Here is a 477-nt window from a genome sequence, read left to right as displayed (position 1 = left end):
CCCCCCCCCCCCCCCCCCTTTTTCCCCCCACCGCGCCCCCCCCCATCTACACCTCCGTGCTGTCGTCGGCAGCGTCAGATGTGTATAAGAGACAGACACATTATCAGATGGAACCGTAACTGGTTTAGTGGTCACTCCCACAGAGCTTGCCTTCAAGTCAATTGATATTTCAATCGAATGGGTGCTTGTTCCTGCCAATCGAGTCCTTGAGAATATTAAGCGTAATAATGAGGAGATATGCACGCCGGGATGGTATAAAACGCCGGAAAGAGAAGAGTATGCACGATTCTCACTTCCAATTTATAAGGATAAGCCTTTAGTGGGGTTGGCTCGCTCCGACTTTAACTTCAAGCCTGGCATATCAGCAAAGGAGCTTTTGTCCAGTCCCGGCATAAAATTGCTTGTTAAGCAAAATTTTTCCCAGGGGGCTTATATGGATGCTTTAATCGCAAAAATGCCACGCGATCAAGTAATATC

1 protein-coding gene is annotated in these 477 nt (G+C 48.2%); it reads left to right on the top strand.

Annotated elements, in window-relative coordinates:
* Positions 1 to 127: 127 nt before the first annotated feature.
* On the top strand, positions 128 to 477 hold a 350-nt coding region (locus JHD59_RS22130; protein ID WP_199155855.1), incomplete at its 3' end, for a hypothetical protein.

The organism is Chromobacterium sp. ASV23 (genome assembly GCF_016428945.1).
Classification (GTDB): domain Bacteria; phylum Pseudomonadota; class Gammaproteobacteria; order Burkholderiales; family Chromobacteriaceae; genus Chromobacterium; species Chromobacterium sinusclupearum.
This window is presented reverse-complemented; position numbering and strand designations above follow the sequence as displayed.